General features: G+C 31.8%; 19 protein-coding genes and 1 other RNA gene. 10 read left to right on the top strand and 10 right to left on the bottom strand.

The window, feature by feature from the left end:
- Positions 1-68 precede the first annotated feature (68 nt).
- The 4 genes from M4I23_RS16305 to typA form a co-directional block, all read right to left on the bottom strand.
- Entirely contained in the window at positions 69-1,331 is a 1,263-nt protein-coding gene (locus tag M4I23_RS16305) for an O-antigen translocase (RefSeq protein WP_249755112.1), read from the bottom strand.
- Positions 1,332-1,346: 15 nt separating this feature from the next.
- Entirely contained in the window at positions 1,347-1,613 is a 267-nt protein-coding gene (locus M4I23_RS16310) for a hypothetical protein (RefSeq protein ID WP_249755113.1), read from the bottom strand.
- Between the two features lie 11 nt (positions 1,614-1,624).
- Complete coding sequence (locus tag M4I23_RS16315; protein ID WP_249755114.1) at positions 1,625-2,941, bottom strand: O-antigen translocase; 1,317 nt, start codon at positions 2,939-2,941, stop codon at positions 1,625-1,627.
- A 399-nt stretch (positions 2,942-3,340) separates the two neighbouring features.
- Entirely contained in the window at positions 3,341-5,140 is a 1,800-nt protein-coding gene (gene typA / locus M4I23_RS16320; RefSeq protein WP_158847666.1) for a translational GTPase TypA, read from the bottom strand.
- A gap of 155 nt (positions 5,141-5,295) precedes the next feature.
- Here typA and M4I23_RS16325 point away from each other — a divergent pair, with 155 nt between their 5' ends.
- The 3 genes from M4I23_RS16325 to M4I23_RS16335 are packed head-to-tail and all read left to right on the top strand — an operon-like array spanning position 5,296 to position 7,383.
- Positions 5,296-5,655: a hypothetical protein gene (locus M4I23_RS16325; RefSeq protein WP_158847664.1), complete on the top strand. Its 360-nt coding sequence runs from the start codon at positions 5,296-5,298 to the stop codon at positions 5,653-5,655.
- 32 nt (positions 5,656-5,687) lie between these two features.
- The gene (gene kdsA, locus M4I23_RS16330; RefSeq protein WP_158847662.1) at positions 5,688-6,506 is read left to right on the top strand and encodes a 3-deoxy-8-phosphooctulonate synthase; all 819 of its coding nucleotides are present in this window, start codon (positions 5,688-5,690) and stop codon (positions 6,504-6,506) included.
- 22 nt (positions 6,507-6,528) lie between these two features.
- Positions 6,529-7,383, top strand: coding sequence for a hypothetical protein (locus M4I23_RS16335; protein ID WP_249755115.1), 855 nt, complete (start codon positions 6,529-6,531; stop codon positions 7,381-7,383).
- A gap of 277 nt (positions 7,384-7,660) precedes the next feature.
- Here the strand turns inward: M4I23_RS16335 and M4I23_RS16340 are convergent, their stop codons facing one another.
- A complete protein-coding gene (locus tag M4I23_RS16340) occupies positions 7,661-8,092 on the bottom strand; it encodes a DUF1801 domain-containing protein (protein ID WP_249755116.1) in 432 nt (143 codons plus the stop codon).
- 37 nt (positions 8,093-8,129) lie between these two features.
- Here M4I23_RS16340 and M4I23_RS16345 point away from each other — a divergent pair, with 37 nt between their 5' ends.
- The 6 genes from M4I23_RS16345 (at position 8,130) to M4I23_RS16370 (ending at position 12,243) form a co-directional block, all read left to right on the top strand.
- Positions 8,130-8,738: a hypothetical protein gene (locus M4I23_RS16345; protein WP_158847656.1), complete on the top strand. Its 609-nt coding sequence runs from the start codon at positions 8,130-8,132 to the stop codon at positions 8,736-8,738.
- Positions 8,735-9,070 carry a hypothetical protein gene (locus M4I23_RS16350; protein WP_249755117.1) on the top strand — a complete coding sequence of 112 codons (336 nt, stop codon included), beginning with the start codon at positions 8,735-8,737 and terminating at the stop codon, positions 9,068-9,070. Before M4I23_RS16345 ends, M4I23_RS16350 begins: the two co-directional genes overlap by 4 nt.
- A 4-nt stretch (positions 9,071-9,074) precedes the next feature.
- Positions 9,075-9,368: a transcriptional regulator gene (locus M4I23_RS16355; RefSeq protein WP_249755118.1), complete on the top strand. Its 294-nt coding sequence runs from the start codon at positions 9,075-9,077 to the stop codon at positions 9,366-9,368.
- A 77-nt stretch (positions 9,369-9,445) separates the two neighbouring features.
- Positions 9,446-10,822: a cell envelope integrity protein CreD gene (gene creD / locus M4I23_RS16360; RefSeq protein ID WP_249755119.1), complete on the top strand. Its 1,377-nt coding sequence runs from the start codon at positions 9,446-9,448 to the stop codon at positions 10,820-10,822.
- Between the two features lie 379 nt (positions 10,823-11,201).
- Positions 11,202-11,588, top strand: coding sequence for a DUF2809 domain-containing protein (locus M4I23_RS16365; protein WP_249755120.1), 387 nt, complete (start codon positions 11,202-11,204; stop codon positions 11,586-11,588).
- A gap of 82 nt (positions 11,589-11,670) precedes the next feature.
- On the top strand, positions 11,671-12,243 hold the full coding sequence (locus M4I23_RS16370) for a DUF1361 domain-containing protein (protein ID WP_249755121.1): 573 nt from the start codon (positions 11,671-11,673) through the stop codon (positions 12,241-12,243).
- A 5-nt stretch (positions 12,244-12,248) separates the two neighbouring features.
- On the opposite strand, the gene M4I23_RS16375 is transcribed toward M4I23_RS16370, so the two are convergent.
- Positions 12,249-13,031, bottom strand: a complete 783-nt coding sequence (locus M4I23_RS16375; RefSeq protein ID WP_158851695.1) for an SDR family oxidoreductase — start codon at positions 13,029-13,031, stop codon at positions 12,249-12,251.
- Between the two features lie 29 nt (positions 13,032-13,060).
- Entirely contained in the window at positions 13,061-14,263 is a 1,203-nt protein-coding gene (locus M4I23_RS16380; protein WP_249755122.1) for an NAD(P)-dependent oxidoreductase, read from the bottom strand.
- A gap of 333 nt (positions 14,264-14,596) precedes the next feature.
- On the opposite strand from M4I23_RS16380, the gene ssrA reads away from it, so the two are divergent.
- Positions 14,597-14,991, top strand: a transfer-messenger RNA (tmRNA) gene (ssrA, locus tag M4I23_RS16385).
- 352 nt (positions 14,992-15,343) lie between these two features.
- Here the strand turns inward: ssrA and M4I23_RS16390 are convergent.
- The 3 genes from M4I23_RS16390 to M4I23_RS16400 all read right to left on the bottom strand — a co-directional run bounded on the left by M4I23_RS16390 (position 15,344) and on the right by M4I23_RS16400 (position 18,066).
- Positions 15,344-16,960, bottom strand: coding sequence for a carboxypeptidase-like regulatory domain-containing protein (locus tag M4I23_RS16390; RefSeq protein ID WP_249755150.1), 1,617 nt, complete (start codon positions 16,958-16,960; stop codon positions 15,344-15,346).
- 8 nt (positions 16,961-16,968) lie between these two features.
- Entirely contained in the window at positions 16,969-17,592 is a 624-nt protein-coding gene (locus M4I23_RS16395) for a class I SAM-dependent methyltransferase (RefSeq protein WP_249755123.1), read from the bottom strand.
- A 102-nt stretch (positions 17,593-17,694) separates the two neighbouring features.
- Positions 17,695-18,066: a hypothetical protein gene (locus tag M4I23_RS16400; protein ID WP_158847636.1), complete on the bottom strand. Its 372-nt coding sequence runs from the start codon at positions 18,064-18,066 to the stop codon at positions 17,695-17,697.
- Between the last annotated feature and the right edge of the window lie 15 nt (positions 18,067-18,081).

Here is an 18,081-nt window from a genome sequence, read left to right on the forward strand (position 1 = left end):
GCATAATAAAAACATGTACTTACACAATAGTGGAAGGCTTAATATTAAAATACGTTTTAGGTTGTTTTTCATTGAGTTTCTAAATAGTTTTTGTTGTTAAAAAAGATGAACAACGATACGGATACCAAATAACATATAGTACTAATAACATAGGCATAAAAAACACCTTGTAAATCAAAATAGCGTATAAAACACAAACTTAAAAGGTAAAAAGATATATATAATATTGCATCTGTTATAAAGTAAAACTTAACCATCTTTTTAGCATGAAATTGATAAGCCAATGAAAACGCAATAATTTTGGTAAAATCCGCGACTAACTGTAAATAAAAAAATTGTTCAATCGATTGAAAAGCATCCGTTAAAAAAATTTTTATCAATAAAGATCTAGAAAGTAGTATACACAAAAAACCAACACATGTTAAGGGAATTAAATATTTAAAATATGATTTCATTATGGAATAATACCCACTAATTGTTTTGTTAATGGCTAACTGAGGCAAAAGATATAATGTAAATAGGGATGAAAAAAAAACCATATAAAACATAGATATTTTATTCATGGCTTCCCACAAACCAGCAGTATCTATTCCTAATTTTTCAATAATCTCATTTCTAACTAAAAGGTAAGAAAGACTAATTAATAATGATGAATAAGAAGCCATTAAAATATAAATTGAAATAGACTTTATAAAAGTCATCGAAACATTTTTTATGTTTTTATAAACAGTAAAAAAAATAATTCTTATTTCTTTAAATAGAAAAGATAATAGAAAACTTATTGCAGGAATTATAACACTTGCCAGTAAAGCACCATGCAAATCGAAATAATATATTAATAAAAACGTAAGAAACGCATTTAAAACATTGGTTATAGAAATTATTTTTGCATATAAATTCAGTTTTTGCTTTCCATTAAGTATGTAAACAACTAAAAAATTTAACGAAGTTAGAGGCAACAAACAACCAAACAGCTTAAAAATTGATGCTAAAGAAGTATCTTTTAATATATATTCACTCAAAATATTAGCAAAAAAAAACAAGACAATACCAATCACAATTGCTATTGCTACACTAAATACAACAACTGAAGAAATTATGGTATTTAATAACTTATCATTCTTCTTATTTTCTGCTATATGCTTAATTACTCCACTTTCAAAACCACTTACGGATACACCTAAAATAGCTTGTATGACATTTTTCAAGTTACCAACAATTGCATAACCAGAAGGACCTAAGTATACCGCACTAACTTTTGATATAATAAATGAAGACAATAGTTTCCCTACAACTAAAATAGCATTGTATGAAAAATATTTCAGAAACATAGTATTAAAAATGTTTTAGGTTAATTGTTCTTTATCTCTATGAGTTTCTGCAACATATTTTATAACCCCATTTTTAACACCTAATGCTGATAAACTTTGCATAGACTGCATAAAGTTTGATAAGTTCCCGGATATCGACATTCCAGATGGACCAATAAAAATAGCCATGAATTTTGAAACTATAAAACCAGAAATTAATCGTACTAAAACACTAATTGAGTTTATTGAAGCAACCGCTATTAGTTTATTCTCTTTAAAATTATTAAACAGTTGTTTTAGCATCTAAATAAAAATTACTCATTCTTTAAAGAGGTTTCATTAGCATCAATCTTAAATAAAGGCCCCCATAACAATAAAGAGATAATACCAAAATACATAAGATAACTTACAAAATGTGCAAATACCGCACCTTTTACACCATCAAATATATCTATAAAATAAACACTTGTAATATATAACATTACAACAAGAAATAACTCGGTTAAGATATAATGCCAAAACATCTTTTTTGCTAAAAAGTGATAGGCTATCATTACCGCAAGAATCCGAATAAAATCACCAAGTAATTGCCATATAAACAAACCTTCTACAGGTTTAAACTCAGTAGTAAAAACAAGACTTACAATGGAGGACCTCAAAAAATAAACAACCATAAATCCAACAACCAAAATTGGAATTAATGTTTTGTAATAGATTAAAATTTCCTCTTTAAATTTATTTATATTATTAATTTTAGATAATCGAGATAAAATAGACATCCCAACTATAGAGGTTACAAACATTAAATAATATCTAGATATTCTATTCATGGCTTCCCATAAACCAGCTTCTTTATAACCTAAATTATCAATAATATAAGATCGGATACAAAGAGCTATAAGGGGTAAAAGAACAGCAGAAAGCAAAGCCATAATAGAAATTGGCCACATTTTTTTTAAAATATCATAACTTATATTTTTAACTTGAATAGAAGGAGCTAAACTTCGTCTATTAAAAATACCTACAAGCGTAATTAAAAATATTAAAGACTCGGAAATAACTACTGATATTAATGCGCCATCAATTTTACTTTGATAAATTAAGACTAATGCAATAGAAACACTTAGAAGCTGGCCTATTATATTTATATGGCACATACTCTTATATTTTCCAAATCCACTCATTATAGAGAAGGAATACATGTTTACGGCATAAAAAGGCAATGCAATTGCGAAAATTTGAATAACATAGGCGTAATTATTGTATTTAGGAAAAATAAAACTATTTATAGTTTCTGCATTTAAATAGCAAAGCATAGATACTAAAATAGTAGTAAGAAACCCTACATAAAATACCGTTGAAAGTGTTTTGCTTAATAATTTAGCATCGTCTTTAAAACGACCCACGTATTTTACAACAGTTTTATAAGAGCCTAATAAGGCTATATTATGAAATGCACTAACAAAATTCTCTAAATTACCAATTAAAGCGAAGCCCACAGGACCAATAACCAAAGCTATAGCCTTAGATGTTAAAATACCCGCAAGAATTTTAACAACCACTAATACCGTTTTTAACGACGTTAATTTTACTAAAACATGCTTATTAATATAATCTATTAATTTCTTCAATTAATATGAGTTTTGTGGTGTTTATATTTCGAAGTATTAATGCTGAGATTATATAGAACTTAATTTATCCTTTTTTATTTCAAACATTACTACAAAACACTTCAAATATACAAAATCATTTAATTCATCAAGTCAATTCAATAAGTGCTATAAACTATATTGTTTCTAACCTTTAATAAGTAGAGTGAATTAATACAAAAACTAGCCGCATTTGTATATAATTGGCTTTAACATCGTAGAGAACATAATGCTAATGCCATAAAACACGAATAGTAAACACCTTTCGGTATTTACTATTCGTTATTTTTTTAAAAATTCCATTAAAAAGAATATTACGCGACAGTCATAGCGACATACTCGAACCCAATTTGTAATTGAAATCCCTAATAATTTATATTACTATAAAGTTTTGTTTCTTTTACGATCTGCTTCATTTAACCAAATTTTACGTAAACGTAAGTGATGTGGTGTAACTTCAACATACTCATCTTTTTGAATATATTCTAAAGCTTCTTCTAAAGAAAATTTAATTGCTGGTACAATTTTCGCTTTATCATCTGCTCCAGAAGAACGTACATTACTTTGCTTTTTAGCTTTAGTAATGTTAATATTCATATCATCCTGACGAGAGTTTTCACCAATTACTTGGCCTTCATAAATATTCTCACCTGGCTCTACGAAAAATTTACCACGATCTTGTAATTTATCAATAGAATAAGGAATTGCTGTTCCGTTTTCCATAGATACTAAAGATCCAGAAACACGACCAGGAATTGCTCCTTTTAATGGTTGGTATTCTTTAAAACGGTGTGCCATAATAGCCTCACCTGCAGTTGCTGTTAATAATTGATTACGTAAACCAATAATACCACGAGAAGGAATTAAGAATTCGCAAATCATACGATCTCCTTTAGCTTCCATGCTTAGCATTTCACCTTTACGTAATGTTACAAACTCTACAGCTCTACCAGAAACAGTTTCAGGAAGGTCAATAGTTAACTCTTCAATTGGCTCACATTTAACACCATCGATTTCTCTAATGATTACTTGTGGTTGTCCAATTTGAAGCTCATAACCTTCACGACGCATAGTTTCAATTAAAACCGATAAGTGTAGTACACCACGACCAAAAACCATGAATTTATCTGCACTACCTGTTTCACCAAGTTTAAGTGCTAAGTTTTTTTCTAATTCTTTTTCTAAACGATCTTTAATATGACGAGATGTTACATACTTTCCGTCTTTTCCGAAGAAAGGAGAATCGTTAATTGTAAACAACATACTCATTGTTGGCTCATCGATAGCGATAGATTTTAATCCTTCAGGATTTTCTATATCAGAAATAGTATCTCCAATTTCAAAACCTTCAACACCAACAATCGCACAAATATCACCAGTTTGAACACTTTCTACTTTTTTACGTCCTAGACCTTCAAAAATAAAAACTTCTTTAATTCTACTTTTAGTAACAGTTCCATCTCTTTTTACTAAAGCGATTTGTTGCCCCTCTACAATGTTTCCTCTTTGTACTCTACCAATTGCAATACGACCAGTAAATGAAGAGAAATCTAAAGATGTAATCAACATTTGACTAGTTCCTTCTGGAAAAACAGGAGTTGGAACATGCTCAACAATCATATCTAATAATGGCTCAATATTATCAGTTTCATTCTTCCAATCGTCGCTCATCCAGTTATTCTTAGCCGAACCGTAAACCGTTGGAAAATCCAATTGCCACTCTTCTGCACCAAGTTCAAACATTAAATCGAAAACTTTTTCATGTACTTCATCTGGAGTACAGTTTTCTTTATCAACTTTATTTATAACCACACATGGTTTTAAACCTAAATCAATAGCTTTTTGTAATACAAAACGAGTTTGAGGCATTGGGCCTTCAAAAGCATCAACTAACAAAACAACACCATCGGCCATGTTTAAAACACGCTCTACTTCACCTCCAAAATCGGCGTGACCTGGTGTATCTATAATGTTAATTTTTGTGTCTTTATATACTACAGAAACGTTTTTAGAAGTAATGGTAATACCACGTTCTCTTTCTAAATCGTTATTATCTAGAATTAAATCTCCAGTATTTTCATTTTCACGAAATAAGTGACAGTGGTACATAATCTTATCTACCAATGTTGTTTTCCCGTGATCTACGTGCGCAATAATTGCGACATTTTTAATATTAGCCATAATGTGTGCCTTATTTTAAGCCTGCAAAGGTACATGTTATTTTCTTATATAGTTAAAAATTTGTTATAATTAAAATTAAAGATAATTCTAAAGGCTCTTATTCGTTATATTTATAAGAAATTCTCTCACAAAATACTCATTAAAAACAAATTGCTATGAATTTAATTAATAGAATTACAAAAAGCATCCCTTACCTATATTTTATCGCTATTGCAGCTTATTGGTTTACTACAATTAACCGTACCGAAGGTCTTACAGCGTATCCTATTTTATTATTTGCAATTCCTTTTTTATGGCAAATAATAAAACCGAATAAAAAATTAAATTTCACACTTGGTATTACCTTTGTTTGCCTATCATCATATTTAATTATAGCATATCTATCTAAAATTATCGATTTCAGCAGCTTAACCATCAATTCAAACAGTGTTATGGTAAGCGCCGGATTATTTGTGCTAACGAACTTTATTATGGCTATGTGGATTATAAAAAACAGCCTTAGAAGTAGTTTTTAATTTGATTATCTTTGTCGCCTAAATTTAAGTCGATGAATCTTCAAGATATTCCAAAAATAAAGCACGTCAGTTCAAATAATTTCTTTCTTCTTTGCGGCCCTTGTGCTATAGAAGGCGAAGATATGGCTATGCGTATTGCCGAAAAAGTAATTACTATTACTAATAAATTAGAAATTCCTTATATATTTAAAGGTAGTTTTAAGAAAGCAAACCGTAGCAGAATTGATAGTTTTACAGGCATTGGCGACGAAAAAGCTTTAGAAATATTAGCGAAAGTATCAGAAGCTTTCGATGTACCAACGGTAACCGATATTCATGAAATATCCGATGCTGCACTAGCCGCACAATATGTAGATGTTTTACAAATACCAGCCTTTTTAGTACGCCAAACCGATTTAGTTGTAGCTGCAGCAAAAACAGGTAAAGTAGTAAACCTTAAAAAAGGACAATTTATGAGTCCGGAGGCCATGAAACATGCTGTGCAAAAAGTAAAAGATGCCGGAAGCGATAAAGCTTGGATTACAGATCGCGGTACCATGTTTGGCTACCAAGACATGATTGTAGATTTCCGTGGTATTCCAACCATGAAACAATACGCACCTGTTGTACTCGATGTTACTCACTCACTGCAACAACCCAACCAAACTGCAGGTGTTACTGGCGGACGCCCAGATATGATTGAAACCATTGCCCGCGCAGGTATTGTTAATAATGTTGATGGCCTATTTATTGAAACCCATTTCGACCCTGCTAATGCAAAAAGCGATGGCGCTAATATGTTACACTTAGATAATTTAGAAAATCTTCTTAGTAATCTCGTTAAAATTAGAAAAACAGTACAATCTTTATAAAACGCTTCAAAAAAAAGTAATAATGAAATCAAACCTGCACATCCTTATACTTCTTATAAGTATTATTAATTTCAGTGCCTTTGCCCAAGACATAGAATCCGTAAAATATACCGCATCGAACAAAGGTAAATTCTTTGTAAGTTGGGGAGGTAATAGAGAATCTTATAGCAAGTCGGATATTCATTTTGAAGGCGACGATTATAACTTTACAATAAAAGACGCTACAGCACACGATAAACCCAAAGGTTGGCACATCGATTATTTCAATCCAACTCGAATGACTATCCCTCAAACCAATTTCAAACTCGGGTATTTCATTTCAGACAAGTATTCCATTTCTTTAGGTTTAGACCACATGAAATACGTTATGGAACAAGATAGAACCAGAGATTTAAGCGGATACATCGATCTTCCAACCACAGAAGAAGGCTCACAATTTAATGGCATTTACAACAACAAAGCCACCTACCTATCTGAAGATTTTTTAGCTTTCGAACATACAGATGGATTAAATTATATCCATACAGAAATAGCTAGACACGACGATATTTCATCCTTTTTCAATCTTCCAAACATCGATAAATTTCAAATTAATTTAACCGAAGGCATCGGTGGTGGCGTATTATTCCCAAAAACAAACAGCACATTGTTATTAAAAGAACGAAACGACGAATTTCATGTAGCAGGTTATGGAGTATCAGCCCGAGCAGGAATTAATTTTACTTTTTTCAAGCACTTTTTTATGCAACTCGATTTAAAAGGTGGTTATATAAACATGCCAAATATTCGCACCACATCAAGCTCTAGCGATAGTGCATCTCAACATTTTACTTATTTACAACGCGTTGTTGCCTTTGGAGGAATTTTCAATATTTAAAACGTGTTGGGCGGGTTTTTAAGAAAAATAAAAACCGCGCTATCCGCTGTATCTTTTTGTAAAGTAGTAGCCATATATTAAACTTATTTATATGCCATAAACCCAAAGGTAAAACTGTGGTTTATGGCATTTTATTTTTACAAAAAGGATGCCGCTACTATCGCTCCCGCAATTACCAGCCAAGTATAGCACAAACAGAATACGAAAGCTTGTTTGCAAAATTAATACTAATCAAAAGTCATTTCAAATTTAAATAAATCTTATAACATTAAAAGTCTCAATCAATAAACCAAGCCCTTTTGCTTTCGCTTAACAATTTTGATGCGGCGTGTAGTAATTCAACAAAAACATCATAATCTAAATCTCCCAAAGTTTTTAATTGAATAGAACGTACTTGCTTTCGTTTATTATCATTTTTCAAAACAGAAAACTCTTTTTCTAGCAAAACCCCTTGCACAAAAGCCACATCAACATAATTTTTCCCTTTCAAAATATTAATATAAATCATAGGCTTTTTATGGCAATTATAAAACGGAATTTTATAACTATATCGCTCTTCTACCTCTGGCAAAGTCTTTAAAATAACGCTTCGCACAAACAACATAATCGCTTGGTAAGGTTCTTTCTGACTTATAAAATAATTATCTATCGGATTCACATCAAGTAGTTTATTTTCAAATTTAATAAAAATAAGTAGTCGAAAATTCATAAATATTTATTTACTTTGCATTTCAAAGTACTTTTATATGGAATCAAAAGATTATTTAAAAGACATATCGGATATTAAAGATTTAATGAATAAATCTACCCGATTTATTTCCTTAAGTGGTTTATCTGGGATTTTAGCAGGAACATATGCACTTATTGGTGCAGCCGCCGCTTATTGGCTTGTTAACCAATACAGTTACGGTACGTTAATTCTAGATGGTAAAATTTTTAGAATCGTTATGTTTATTTTAGCTTTGGTTGCTGGTTTTAGCGCCTTAACGGGCTACATACTTTCAGCAAAAAAAGCTAAAAAAACAGGTGCTAAAATGTGGGACGTCACATCAAAACGATTAGTTATTAATTTTTTAATTCCGTTAATTGCCGGCGGTTTGTATATCCTAATTATTTTAAGCCATGGCAAATACGGACAAACCGGTGGCTTAATGCTTATATTTTATGGATTAGCTTTAGTAAACGCATCAAAATACAGCATTGGAGATATTCGTTATTTAGGTTATATAGAAATAGTTTTAGGTTTAATTGCCACGCTACTTCCTGGATACGGTTTTTGGCTATGGGTATTAGGCTTTGGAATAATGCACATAATATACGGTAGCATTATGCACTTTAAATACGATACAAAATGAACAAAGCAATCATAATTGCAGCAATCACTTCCGTAATTATTTACGGCCTCGGATTGGCATACTTATATTATTCCAATGAAAGTTACGAGCAAGAATTTGCGCTTTACGACGTAAATAAAAATGGTGTTATAGATAAAGAAGAACTCACTTCAGAATCTCAAAATATTACAGCCCAAGGTGCAAAACGTAAAACCATAAAGCAAGGTGCGGTAGTATTAATTCCTTTCTCCTTATTTATTGGTGCTTTTGCGTTTGCAGTAACGTTTCTTTTTGGTAAAATTAAAACGATTAATGATAACGAAATAATAAAATCTAAAAGCAAACGAATTTAGATCCATGAGCATAATAACCAATATAAATAAAGCATTCGATCATAGAATTAGATTAGGTATTATGTCTATTTTAATGGTGAACGAGTATGCCGATTTTAATATGCTAAAAGAACTTTTAGGCGCCACCGATGGTAACATTGCTAGCCATACTAAAGCTCTAGAAAAAGTGGAATACATAAAAGTTGAAAAACAGTTTATAGGCCGCAAACCGAACACCCGTTACTCTACCACTGATTTAGGTCGTGCTGAGTTTAAAAAACACATTAATGCACTCGAAAAATTAATTAATAAAAGCTAGACTTTAGTCTCAAGAAAACAACAAAATCTTTTTTTTAACCTTTTACTTTGAAATTCAAAGTACTTTAAATTATTACTATGGAAAATATAAACAAACCTCAGCAAAACAAATTCGGAAATTGGGTAAAAACATCAATCACAGCAAGAATGCTTATGGTGGGTTTTTTAGTCATTATTTTACTCATACCTCTATCTTTTATTAACTCCTTAATTACCGAACGTGCCTTTAGGCAAAGTGATGTGGTAAATGAGATTAACGAAAAGTGGGGCGAGAATGTACTTGTTTATGGACCTATTTTAAAAATTCCATACAAAACATATACAGAAACAAAAACGTATAACGAAAAAACAAAAACCTTTTTCACTGAAGTAGAAACGCATATAAAAAATGCATACATTTTCCCTGAATCTTTAAATGCAGATGTAAATGTAGATTCTAAAACTTTAAACCGTGGTAATTTTGAATCGGCTGTATTTACAACAACCATGGATTTTTCAGGACATTATATCCCAACCGACTTAACTTCTAAAGGCATTAAAAATGAAGATATAATTTGGGATAAGGCCACCGTGATTTTAAAAACCTCTAACCTAAAAGGTATCAAAAGTGAAATGCTTTTAAAACTAAATCAAAACACCTACTCTTTTCAAACAAACTTTAATGAAAACTCAACACAAAACAGTGACTACTTAGATGTGCTAGAATCTGGTTTTATAAACCCAACAGATTTATCGAGTAAAAACAATGCACCGTTTAGTTTATCTATGGCATTTAATGGTAGCAAACAAATAGAACTTATTCCTATCGGAAAAACTACTACCATGACCATGGCTTCTAACTGGGCAGACCCAAGCTTTATTGGTAACTATCTACCTAACGATGAAACTAAAACAATAACAAAAGATAGCTTTAATGCTGAATGGAAAGTACTTCACATCAACCGGGCTTTTTCTCAACAACACTTAAATAAAATACCAAACCTTAACAAATTTGCATTCGGCACTAAATTTATGGTGATGGTAGATGAGTATCAAAAAAGTGAACGATCGGCCAAATACGGCTTCCTAGTTATAGGCCTTACTTTTTTAATATTTTTCTTAATACAAACCTTGAGTAAAATTAATATTCATCCATTTCAATACTTAATGATTGGGCTGGCTCTAATTATGTTCTACACGTTATTAGTTTCTATTTCTGAGCATAGCAATTTTCTAAAAGCTTATTTAATAGCTGGAAGTTCCGTTATTGTTCTAATTACTTTGTACTCCAAATCGATACTTAAAACACTTAAGTTCCCTTTATTTATTGGCTTATCGTTGTCCGCATTATACGCCTTTATTTATGTTATTATTCAATTAGAAAACTATGCCCTTCTTGTTGGTAGTGTTGGTCTATTTTTAATACTTACTATCGTGATGTACGTATCCAGAAAGATAGATTGGAATAACGGATAATTCCATGAAGCGTTACTTCTAAAAAAAAGGAGTAGCGCTTTTCAATTTCAATTATTAATACAAACGAAAATTATGTACAGTATTTCTAACATAGGAAAAACGGTTGCTATTCTAAGTTTTATTATTGGCACCATATTATTTTCCTTTTTTCTTTATTTCGGAGAGACATTTATACCTATAGCAATTGGTTTAGGATTCATTGGCGTGGCCATTACACTAAATGCAATACTGCTTGTATTCAACCTTATAATGAGTCTGGTTTATGAAACCAATAGATATGAAAACTTAAAAACCTGCGGTATCATTCTACTAAACATACCTATAGCAATTTTATATTTCTACATTATTATTTCCTTTAACCACATTAGAATTTAACAAAATGACCTACAAACTCAACAAAATCAGCCTAACCTTAGCAGTCCTACTTTTATTAACCGAAATACTAATTGCTCTTTACTTTAAAACAGGTTTTATTCGTTACACGGTGGGAGATTTTCTATCAACAATTTTACTTTACTGCTTTTTTAAAAGCTTCTTAAAAATAAATCATTTTAAATTAGGTGCGGTAGTATTATTTATTGCTTTTTTAATAGAATTCGCACAATACTTCAATCTATTAAAATTATTAAACCTAGAAGATCACAAACTACTAACCATCATATTAGGTAGCACGTTTCAAGTAGGCGATTTAGTTGCTTATACCTTTGGTATTATTACCGTTTTAATTATAGAACAATTAAATTCTAAACCTCATGAATTATATTAACAATCTTATATCTTACCGATATAAATCTCTCGCATTATTAAGCGTTTCAATAAGTTCTACTCTAATTTTACTTCTGATTAGAATGAAACTCGCGCACTCCGACAACTATCTTTTTTTAGTTTGGAATCTATTCTTAGCAGCCATTCCATATGCCATTACAATTTATTTAGTTAGTGTTCCCAAGCTTAAAAAAATAACGCTGCTTTTGGCATTTGTTGTATGGTTGCTTTTTCTTCCTAATGCACCTTATATATTAACTGATATGTGGCATTTAAGATATAACCAACCACATATATTTTGGCTAGATATTTTATTAATTTCCGCCTTTGCACTAAACGGCATGATGCTTTTCTATTTTTCTGTTACCGACATGAAAACCATTTTATTGAAATACTTAAATAAAACAAAGACGCGATTTATTTTGACATTTGTGTTTTTTATATCCGCATTTGGCGTGTATTTAGGTCGCTTTTTACGCTATAATTCTTGGGAAATTTTAACTAACCCAAAAGTTTTATTTATTGATATAATAAACATGATCATGCAACCACTAGGAAACAAGCAAGTTTGGCTTTTCACCTTATTATTTGGTGCTTTTTTCATTCTAGGATACTGGGTATTTACCAATATAAATAAAGATACACATCAAGAATAAAAACCCTAATCTTCTCTGTTTTTAGCTTGAAGCTTTCTAACAATAGATGTTGCCGCATTACGAGTAATAAACCTTGGAATAACAGCTAAAATCTTATTGAAACGCCCAGGAATAGCATAACTTTTACCCTTTAACATGGCATTATAACCATAAAGCGCAACTTCTTTAGCACACGCCATATTGAATGTAATTTTATTATCGTTGGCATCTTCAGAAACCGTTTCTTGAAACGCCGTTTTTGTGGGCCCAGGGCAAAGTGCTGTCACTGTTACACCTGTACCTTTTAACTCGTTGGCAATAGCTTCAGAAAAAGATAGCATATAACTTTTTGAAGCATAATAAATAGACATTAAAGGCCCTGGCTGAAAAGCTGCTAAAGAAGCCATATTCAATATTTTACCAGAACCACGTTTAACCATACCATCTAAAACCAATTTGGTTAAATGCGTGGTAGTTATTACGTGTACGTTTAACATGGCCAATTCGCGTTCCCAACTAGTTTCGGCAAAAGTGCCGAACAAACCAAAACCCGCGTTATTTATTAACACATCTATAGGTGCATCTCCAATATCGTTAATAATATCTTGAGAAACATTAGGTAAACTTAAGTCTTTAGTTAATGCTATTACCTCAACATCAAACTCGGTTTCTACTTCGGTTTTCACCTCAGTCAATTTAACGAAATCAATGTCGACTAATATTAATTTATAAGCGTCTTTGGCTAATAACAAAGTTAATTCATAACCCAGTCCTGAGGCTGCTCCTGTTACTAATGCTGTTTTAATAATGTAGGTGTTTTGTAATTATTGCAAACTTATTAGTTTCCGTCAACATATCCCTGCAAATAGGAGAAATTTTCACTTAGTTTACCGTTTTCGGTCATTTTTGCTCGTTGTAAAACACCATCGGGATCGTTATTAAAAAAAGCTGGAATAACAGCTTTTAAAAACATCTCACCAAAACCTTCACTAGCATCTTGTGGAAGTTCGCATGGTAAATTATCGACTGCCATAACCACAATGGCTTTGTCGTTTTTATAATCGATTTCAGATTCTGTTTTGGGATCGTAACCATAAACAGGGTCCGCAATGGTTGATGCTCTTAATGTTGTAGCTACTGGACCATCGACATCACAACTAATATCGGCAACAACTTTAATATTAAAGTCGGGAGATTTAACATCTGTTCTTGTATACAGAAATGGTGCACCATCTCCGTAGAAATGACCTGCAATGTAATAATCGGTTACTTTTGCAAAACGCATAAAATCCGACTCATAATCTTGTGGGTTATCGAAAAAATCTTGATTATCGATAACCCGTCCATCTTTACGTTTGTTATAATCTAGTACGTCTATTTTACAATATACGGGTTCGCTAAAAGCGCTGTTTAAATAATCGGTTACAGATACACTTTTTATATTCATGGCATCAAGCATTTCTTGAGAGCCATTTGCTACTTTACCGCTACCGCTTAGTAATATTTTTATGTTTGACAGTTCTAATTTATTGAGCTCACTTATTAAGGCTTGCTGGTTTGGTAATGGTCCGGCTTTGGGTAATTGCCAAGTATTATATTTTAATCCCCATGCTCGAAAACCATTGTATGCTCCTACGATGCCAGCGTAACGACCGAAACCTATTAAACGAAACCCTTTTTCATTTACTATAGTTTCGTGATCGTAAAGTTCTATGTTTTTATCTAAAACGGCTTTTAATAGTTTGCGGTTATAGGGTTGCTTTTTTATGGTGTGTGAAAAGAAAAAGTATTTTTTATTCGGAATTAATGCATCGATGGGCACTTCTTTTACGCCAAGCATGACATCGCAATCCGACACGTTTTCTGAAACCTCGAATCCTAAATTTTGGTATTCTTTATCAGAAAACACACGAATATCTGAGCTTTCTACTTTAAAAGTAGCCTGCGGAAATTGTTTTTGTGCTTCAGCTAATTTTGATGGAGAGAATACCACACGGCGATCGGGCGGGTTTTTACGTTCTTTTATAACGGCGAATTTCATGGCTTATTGTTTAGGTGTAATTTCGTGAATTTATTGAAATATTTTATCAATTGTCTCAACTATTTTTACTGACTACGATTAACTGACAAATGAAAATGGTATAATTTTTGATTTATGTTAACGGATTACCTTTCAGTTTGAAAGTTTTAATTAACTTTGCGAACTATGCGTTAGGGATTGAGGCATTGTTGAAGCTATTTTTTGTTTTTCTCAAAAAAGGCGACTGCCGAAATATTTATATTCATGACTTCTTTAATTTAAAAACAAGAATGCACGAGTAAAGCCCGACCCTTGTGGTAACGCCAAAATATATTTTACTACTTTATTTAATCTGGGGTCGACTGGTTTTGACAGCGAGATTAACGAAACGGTAAGCACGTCGTGTAATGGCATTGAAACACGTAAAAGGCTAGACCAACTTTTAAACGGCGAGAATAACTACGCTTTAGCTGCTTAATCCGAATTATAGTAGGATTGGCCTAGGTACACAAGGTGTACAAGCTTTATGTCTCCGGAAAGCCTTGATTGACGGCGTTCCATTTTGAGATATCGTAAATGTCAATATAGTTTGAGCAGTGCTTTGATGCTTTTACGAAACTAAAGAAGATAAGTTATGAGTGGGTTGTCTTTAACCAGCTTATAATCGAAAACCCAAGAAAAGAATAAACGTGTAGAAGGCCCTTTGGTTACTTGTTTGGACGAGAGTTCGATTCTCTCCGACTCCACAAAAACCCTTTTAACCATCTAGTTATTAGGGTTTTATTTTTTAGAGATGCTGTATAGGTGTCAATTTTGTTCAAAAACGTCATTATTGTTTTGAATAGTAAATTTATAAATACAGGTAAAAAACTCCAATACTCCGCTAGTTATTATATACCTGAAGAACTATAAGAATAATTACAATTTCATTCCATACATCTTATCATCCATTTCTTTCCAATTTGGAATATGTTTAGACAATTCTGCCCAAAATTCTTTAGAGTGAGTTTTAATCTTAGTTTATATCAATTCCCATAATCGCGAGAGCAAAAACACTAGCAACAACGTTTTGCTTGAGCCAGCGAGGTGCTAATTACCCAATCAATCCCTCAAAGGCGTATTCATCCAATAATCGGAAAGTTTATTAAACGGAGCAATAGCTTGATTTTTAAAAATGGGTCTGTTTTTAATCATAAACAAACTATCCATCGGTTTTTCAGCATTTATTTGAAGTTCTTGCACAAAAAACTCTCGGTATTGATTATAACTAACATAGTCCCGTTGGTGTAACTCATTACCGTTAACGTCCGTAAGGTTTTCAATATCGATCTTAATATCATCGTAAACAGATTGACTAGACCCTTGGAGCTGTTTGTAATCTAAAATCACTTGTTTATTCAGGTATAAAAACACAACATTCTTTTTAACCTCAATACTGTCTATTTTTACTTTTTTATCTTTATACAACAATGCGTAGTTTCTTTTTTTCATCGCCTTTTTTAATAATGGCGCATTGTTAAACGTAAGTTCTAAACTATTAAAAGTAAGAATATAATCTATTGAATAATTGATTTTCGCATCACTTGTAAAAAACTTAGGCGGTTGTAAACTTTCAAACGAGTTATTAAAAGAAATATAATTAGGATACATAATTCCGTTATACGATTGATACTCTAAAATAATTTCATAAAGTAATTTACCCAAATCCTTTCTCTTCTTTTCTGAAACGTTAGAATCGGATTGCTTCTTTTTAGATTTACCAGATTCCCGCTTATTATAAACAGCATATTCCATTTTATAAATTTTGAAATCTCCTTTACTAATAAAAATTTTACCCGAAATTCTCGTGTTCAATACCCATTTAGAAATATCTATGGCATAAAGCGGGATGTTATCTATAAACGTATCAGGCAACAATTTAAACTTATGGTTATTTGCAAAATCTAAATCTAACCTTTTCACAAAATCGTAACTATCCACATTGTAATTACGTATGGCATCACTTAACCTCAGCATAGTATATTCATTTCCTCCTGGCGCAGATATTTTGGCGCTAGAAATCAATTTGCTTCCATTCTTATCATTATAAGGTTTGGCAGCTATGCTATCTCTTGGGAAAACGATATTCTTTTTATACTCGTATATTCTAGTTTCCGTATCTTTTAAATCGCTGGTAGCAAAACCAGAATCGAAAACCTGCATTAAGGCCTCATTTAGGTTTAAATAATCGCCGCCCTTTATTTGATAATCTCTATAATAACCCACATAAGAAAAAGGCGTAAACGGATAATTTTCGGGAATATTATCTAATGCTAATTGAACAATATCTTTCGCATCCCAACGTGTTTTTTTCTTAGAAGCAACAACCGTTATCTCATCTAGTTGTTCTATCTTCTCTTTTAAAACTATGGTGTTAATCGTGTTTTTACTTAGGCTAGATAATGGTATTTCTGCCGAGGTAAAACCAATTGAAGATATCACTAAAGTATCGGCCGATTTTTGTAATCTAACCGGAATTTTAAATCCGCCATCATTATTCGAGATTAACCCTTTCCCTTTATTTTTAATAAGTATGGTCGCAAAAGAGATTGGCGTTTTATCTACAGCATTAATAAGTTTACCAGTAACAAAATCGCTATCCTGAGCTTCAATTAGATTACATTGAAGGACAACAAAGAGTAAAAAAAATAAATTTAACTTTTTAAAAACTGAGTACATCACATTTTTTATTTTTCAAACACAAAAGAAATTAATCTAGGCAATCCATGTTCTGCGTCTTCATCAAACCATTCTTTTAATTCAACCAATTCCAAACCATGCTTTTTGGCATCATCAATATATTCCGAAACATGATGAATATACACTTCTAATTCCTTCGTACCTTGCTCCGTTTCATACCTAGCTTTACTACCCGAATATTGTTTAAAAGGATGTAATTCACTAATAAAAAACAAGCCATTCTTTTTTAATTTTGAATATGCTTGATTAAAAATATGATCTAAGTTTTCTATATGCTCTAGCGTTAAACTACAAGTTATAAGGTCGGCAAAATTATTGTCGATTTCCCAGTTTTGAGTTAAGTCTGCTTTTTTGAAAGTAACCTTATCGTCTACTATTTTTTCCTTTGCTTTATTAAGCATTTCTCCCGAAAAATCTAAACCAATTATTTGCTGTGCATGCGCTAATAACCATTCCGTATTTTTCCCTGTGCCACAACATAATTCTAGTACATTACTAAACTTATATTTACTTAAAGTCTCAATAGTGCACGTTTTATCTAAATCTCTTGTGCGGTTTTCGTTTGTGTCGTATTGATTTGCCCAAATATTATAGGCTTGCTCTATGCTCATTCCGTGTGCTGTATTTATGTTTTAAAAATTAACGTCGTTGTTTGTATCAATAATTTAGGAAATAAAAACCAAAACGCCCCAGTAACCGCAGTTTACACAATATTAATAAAATCCATTAAGCGTAAAAGTCCACATAAAAATAAGCATTCCTACTAAAGCCAATACATGAAACCAAAACCCGATATAATTTATCACTTTTACAAAGGTTTTATTATAGAACCCTGTAATCGAATAAATAGCGCATATTAAAATACAGACTTCCAAGCCTAGCAAAATTAACTCTCTAAATTCGAAGTGATGCTCTTTAATATTCACGATATCGACACCCCAAAAAACAAGCAACGCGATCACAAAAATCGCGTTTACATAAGAAATAGATAATACGGTCTTTTTTATTTTATACCCAATCGAAATCACTGCTAAATGGCAAATCAAGATAATAACTAGTGCAACAATTATAGTCGTGTCATTCATAATTATCAATTAGGG

The organism is Algibacter sp. L4_22, assembly GCF_023473045.1.
Lineage (GTDB): Bacteria > Bacteroidota > Bacteroidia > Flavobacteriales > Flavobacteriaceae > Algibacter.

Bases quoted from the DNA above. Each gene is read 5' to 3' on its own strand.
- M4I23_RS16395 (WP_249755123.1), bottom strand. From the start codon at position 17,592: ATGAGCATAGAGCAAGCCTATAATATTTGGGCAAATCAATACGACACA.
- M4I23_RS16370 (WP_249755121.1), top strand. From the start codon at position 11,671: ATGAAACTCGCGCACTCCGACAACTATCTTTTTTTAGTTTGGAATCTA.
- M4I23_RS16340 (WP_249755116.1), bottom strand. From the start codon at position 8,092: ATGAATTTTCGACTACTTATTTTTATTAAATTTGAAAATAAACTACTT.
- M4I23_RS16325 (WP_158847664.1), top strand. From the start codon at position 5,296: ATGAATTTAATTAATAGAATTACAAAAAGCATCCCTTACCTATATTTT.
- M4I23_RS16400 (WP_158847636.1), bottom strand. From the start codon at position 18,066: ATGAATGACACGACTATAATTGTTGCACTAGTTATTATCTTGATTTGC.
- M4I23_RS16335 (WP_249755115.1), top strand. From the start codon at position 6,529: ATGAAATCAAACCTGCACATCCTTATACTTCTTATAAGTATTATTAAT.
- M4I23_RS16380 (WP_249755122.1), bottom strand. From the start codon at position 14,263: ATGAAATTCGCCGTTATAAAAGAACGTAAAAACCCGCCCGATCGCCGT.
- M4I23_RS16350 (WP_249755117.1), top strand. From the start codon at position 8,735: ATGAACAAAGCAATCATAATTGCAGCAATCACTTCCGTAATTATTTAC.
- M4I23_RS16355 (WP_249755118.1), top strand. From the start codon at position 9,075: ATGAGCATAATAACCAATATAAATAAAGCATTCGATCATAGAATTAGA.
- creD (WP_249755119.1), top strand. From the start codon at position 9,446: ATGGAAAATATAAACAAACCTCAGCAAAACAAATTCGGAAATTGGGTA.
- M4I23_RS16390 (WP_249755150.1), bottom strand. From the start codon at position 16,960: ATGTACTCAGTTTTTAAAAAGTTAAATTTATTTTTTTTACTCTTTGTT.
- M4I23_RS16305 (WP_249755112.1), bottom strand. From the start codon at position 1,331: ATGTTTCTGAAATATTTTTCATACAATGCTATTTTAGTTGTAGGGAAA.
- M4I23_RS16345 (WP_158847656.1), top strand. From the start codon at position 8,130: ATGGAATCAAAAGATTATTTAAAAGACATATCGGATATTAAAGATTTA.
- M4I23_RS16310 (WP_249755113.1), bottom strand. From the start codon at position 1,613: ATGCTAAAACAACTGTTTAATAATTTTAAAGAGAATAAACTAATAGCG.
- M4I23_RS16365 (WP_249755120.1), top strand. From the start codon at position 11,202: ATGACCTACAAACTCAACAAAATCAGCCTAACCTTAGCAGTCCTACTT.
- kdsA (WP_158847662.1), top strand. From the start codon at position 5,688: ATGAATCTTCAAGATATTCCAAAAATAAAGCACGTCAGTTCAAATAAT.
- typA (WP_158847666.1), bottom strand. From the start codon at position 5,140: ATGGCTAATATTAAAAATGTCGCAATTATTGCGCACGTAGATCACGGG.